Source organism: Candidatus Rhabdochlamydia sp. W815, assembly GCF_018642185.1.
Classification (GTDB): domain Bacteria; phylum Chlamydiota; class Chlamydiia; order Chlamydiales; family Rhabdochlamydiaceae; genus Rhabdochlamydia; species Rhabdochlamydia oedothoracis.
Genome location: NZ_JAAVTY010000117.1, coordinates 1 through 4307 on the forward strand (window position 1 = coordinate 1; position 4307 = coordinate 4307).

Here is a 4307-nt window from a genome sequence, read left to right on the forward strand (position 1 = left end):
TTTTCCAGAGCGTTTATAAACTATATTGGTTGTTCCACCGCGTTTATCGACTGTGATGGTTCCCCCAGAGCCTGGGATTGTTCCTTGAGAGGGTTTATAGTATGATTTGATGCCTTCAGGTTCTTCATAGACCATGATGTCTCCATCAGAGTATTCATAGACTTTGATGGTTCTTCCAGAGCGTGTATAGGCTACAGAGGTTACTCCATAGCTTTTATCGACTGTGATGGTTCCCTCGGATCCTCCATAGCCTGTATCTGTACCTGATCCTCCTACGATCACCTTGTCATCTAAGGGTGAAGGTAGTTTCATCGCTCCAATTGCATCTCGAACATTCTGGCTATAGCCTAAACCCCAAAGATCAAAAAACTCCCTCAAATCTCGACCTGATGCGCGACTTGCATTTAATACAAACCAGTCTTTATCCTTCTGATTCGTATCGAATAGATTCCCACTATCTCCGTAATTCCAAGCTTCTCTGTAAGCTTTGCCGAGCTTGGCGTAAAAATCATCTCCATAACTAAACAACAACTGCAAAAACATTAGTAGCCGTATGAACTCATTGTTTACATGCCCTGGCTTTTCAATTGATGTCCTGAAATCATAAGTTTTAGACGACATAGCATCAAAACCACCTTGAAGAACAGAAGGGTCAACCTTAGCATTGATAAAATTCGGCACTGATTTTGGATCCCAAAATCTATCATTTCCATACTCTGGATCATCGAGTCTAAAAATGGAAGCTCGGCTAATCTCATAACTCCCAAATTTATCTTGTTTCCCTTTAAAAAGGCGCTCGGCCACCATTTCATAAATATTGGCAGTAACTTCTGATTCAGATCCCCAAGACCATCCCATGGTATGTGCATGGCCTAACTCATGCCAATCAACAAACTCAGTTCTTGACTTTCTTCTGTTTGGGTCATTGCACACAGCCACCACATTAGCGGTGACATAGTCACCACGTTCAAAGGTTACAACTTGTAAATTTTGCGTTGGAAAATGGAAGGCTTTTGAACTGTCAAAGCCATTCAATTTGTCATAAGCTGTACTGATAAGTAAATATTCTGATAGCAATTTACCGATATTTAGAGGAAGTTTTTTAGCTACATCTCCTAAAATATATATTCTATCGCGGCCACTCATCATCATCACTTGATTAAGTGAGTTAGGATTCTGACTGATGTTTTCTCGCCACTCTTTTTGCGAGTTTAGTCCAAAAACAAAGATGGGAACTTTCTTCGTTTCATTCTTAGGTACAGCTGTAATCTTAATCCTTTTTCCCCAACTTTTCATATCTCGGTTATTATTAATGCAGGCTAGCATAAGCGGGCCTGATGTCGTAGCTGTATAAATAACCGTTTGATGCTCGACCAATGCCATCGAGTTTAATTCTATATAAGGATAGTAAGTTCCCGTAACAGTGAAACAATTCGTTTGAGGGTTATCCAGAGCATCCACTGTAATAGCAATTTCATCTCCAGGCTCCATGAAAATATCCGTGGGGAAGTAACTCGTTCGGCGGGTAGAAAGGTCAAAGGCCATACGGGTTTTATCATGGGTAGGGACAATTCTATCATCACTTCCTGCCCCTCCATACTCTGTTACCGGAATGAAATAGCGATTATTTTCTCTATCGAAATAAGTTTCCAGGTTGCGTTTTAACCAATAAAGCGGGTCATTGGGGTTGTTTGATCGGTTTATAGCGGCTGTGGGATCTTTATCTAAAAGCTCTGGCGTCAAATCAAACTGACTTAAAGCTTCTTTAAATCCCTGACGGTTTTTATAAGAAGCCCACCAATAAGCTTCTAGAGCTTGTGAGCGTAAGTTTATTGTTTTGTCAGAAGACTGCTTTTCTTCGATGAATTGGGACTCATAGCGTTGTATACTTTCATTTGAAGTGGCTACATGTGTAGTAGTTGAAAATTCCTCATATTCCGATTCTTCATATTCTGACTGTCTGTTTAGATAATTTTTGAAAAATTCACGGTCGTCTATAACAAAATTATCTCTATTGACGGAGTTAGCTATATCTTCCTCTATCCAAGTTGATTCATAGATTTTACTTTCGTTAGGCATAACACCTATCCATGTGTATCAATTGTTATCGGTTGAAAAAACCATATCTTATTAATATCGCCAAAATAACCCGGTGCAGATGAAGAAAACTTTATATTTTGAACTTTTGCTTGCCATGTTTTTTTACATTTCTTTGTTAGATGCACTCTGACTGTGAGTATGCAACCATTATGATATCTGGATCAGCAGCACCACCATAAGATTCTATATCTATTGTAATCTGATAGGGATAGGCACCATAGTTCGGGAAAAATACAATGTTTGTACGGATGATATTACATATCCCTACGGTCTCTGTGCGACCATTCGAGGTTCCCTGAACAATAGGTTGTTGATTCTGATTAACCCGACGGCCTGTTAAGAAGACGCACGTATATTTGCCTGCAGCTGTTCGATTTACACTCAGATTTTCAATGGCTTTTTCCGTGTTACCAAAATAACTCAAAACCTTAGCTGTAGGACCTTCAAATGCAAAATAAACATTTAACATGTTCTCATTTCCTTAATAATTCAAACAATAATTATAAAACTGCAACTACCAACTGTTGGTTTTTTCTATCTTCGTGAATTAATCCCTAAATCATAAAATTCCCTGCACAAATAAGCACGTTACCCACATTCACAAGCATACTTTTGATTCCAGCAGTGTAATTCACAACTCAACATGACTACTGATCTATCTACAAATTGTGTCACATTAAATGTGAACCCTAATAGAGTTAAAAGTGCAATTGGTAAAGTTACTGAATTAACTACGTTCTTAGTCTCAATTTGAAATCTCACAAGATAATTGTAACCTTCTTTGTTTTTAGGTTGATATTTAGCAGTGGGATTGAGGACATTGACTACAGTACCCGAATTTTCCGGACCTTGACAAGTCACGTTAATAACAGGATACGCCGCTTCTGTTTCATCAATATCAGCTTTTGTAAGAAAGCTGGCGGTGTACCGACCTGTGTTGTTACGTGTTATCTGCGTATTTCGAGATTTATCATTATAATTTACCAATCGACAGGGCACATTTATTCCTGTTGTAGATGGAACAAAAGCAATTTTGATAACTTCCATATATCATTCCTTAAGGGAACATTTTCCCAGATGTTACTTAATATCTTCTGAAAAAAGCCTATTAAAAAAAATGCAGGTTACTAAGGCTTTATGTTCATTTCTCAAAAGAACACTAGGTTGCATTCACCTCACAACTGATGCGCCATGAATTTTAATTCCTGAAGAAATTCAAAAAAATCAAACTCTATTTGATGGCTTCTTTTTTGCATTCTTTGGCTTTCGCAGAAGGTCTATTTTCTCATGAATTAATCACCTACATCCTAAAACATCTCAAAATTGATACAGTACATTGGGGAATCCCTTCCTTGATTATTTTAAAAACAGCACGCTTTTTAAGATGATAAAAGAAATTTAAAAACAACTTTTCTTTTATAACTATTTATATACCTTAATTAAGGTGAATATGCGTATATAGCTAGATTATGTAATTAAACTAAAGAAATCTCGAAATCCATATTTATTATTATTCCACCAGCTGGAACATCCGCTTGCACATTAGCTGCATTGAATAAAACCAATGGGAATGTAAATAAATAGGAGTAACCATCCGAGTTCTGTGCCTGGTAGGACCAATAGGTAGTTTGATAAGGTAATACTATCGACCAACCTCCCGCAGCAGCAGCTTTTGCTGAAACCGTCTGTGACTTTAAGCAAGCCTTTTCAATCACCTCATCTGCGTTTCCTTTTGTTAAAAAGCTCAGTGTGAAAGTCCCAGCAATTGCGCTTGCAGCTAAGACATGGTTGCGATTCATGTTCTGATCAGAAAACTCGGATGCAAAAATATTTTTAGGCACTCCAGCTATTGGCGTAGGAATATCAAATTCAAAGTGAACTACCCGTTTCATGCTCATATCATACCTCCTTAAAAAAATTCTATCCCTAGCAACTAACAAAGATTTTGTTTGTCACTTCATTTTGACTTAGCACTTCGTGCTCTCCTCATCATATCGATAGCTATTGACATTGACAAAGCTCAGTATAACTTTTTTTAGTTTTTGCAGAGAGTCTATTTTCTCTTTTTACTTAAACTAAAAATTTTGATTCATATATTTTATATGAACCTATCTTGAATTAAATTTACTGTTTTAAAGATACTTGCCGACTTAAGAAATTCATCCAATATCCCAGTAGTCCAAACATTAATAGTCCGTTCCAATATA

Annotated in this window: 4 protein-coding genes; all 4 read right to left on the reverse strand. The window is 37.2% G+C overall.

Annotation, left to right across the window (positions count from 1 at the left end; all coding sequences use genetic code 11):
- Positions 1-2079 (reverse strand): M60 family metallopeptidase (locus RHOW815_RS07055; RefSeq protein ID WP_215217613.1); only part of this gene is annotated, 2079 nt, incomplete at its 3' end.
- 136 nt (positions 2080-2215) lie between these two features.
- Entirely contained in the window at positions 2216-2569 is a 354-nt protein-coding gene (locus RHOW815_RS07060; RefSeq protein ID WP_215217614.1) for a DUF807 family protein, read from the reverse strand.
- 119 nt (positions 2570-2688) lie between these two features.
- Positions 2689-3147 (reverse strand): hypothetical protein, encoded by a 459-nt coding sequence (locus tag RHOW815_RS07065; RefSeq protein WP_215217615.1) that lies wholly within the window; start codon positions 3145-3147, stop codon positions 2689-2691.
- A gap of 428 nt (positions 3148-3575) precedes the next feature.
- A complete protein-coding gene (locus RHOW815_RS07070; RefSeq protein ID WP_215217616.1) occupies positions 3576-3998 on the reverse strand; it encodes a hypothetical protein in 423 nt (140 codons plus the stop codon).
- Between the last annotated feature and the right edge of the window lie 309 nt (positions 3999-4307).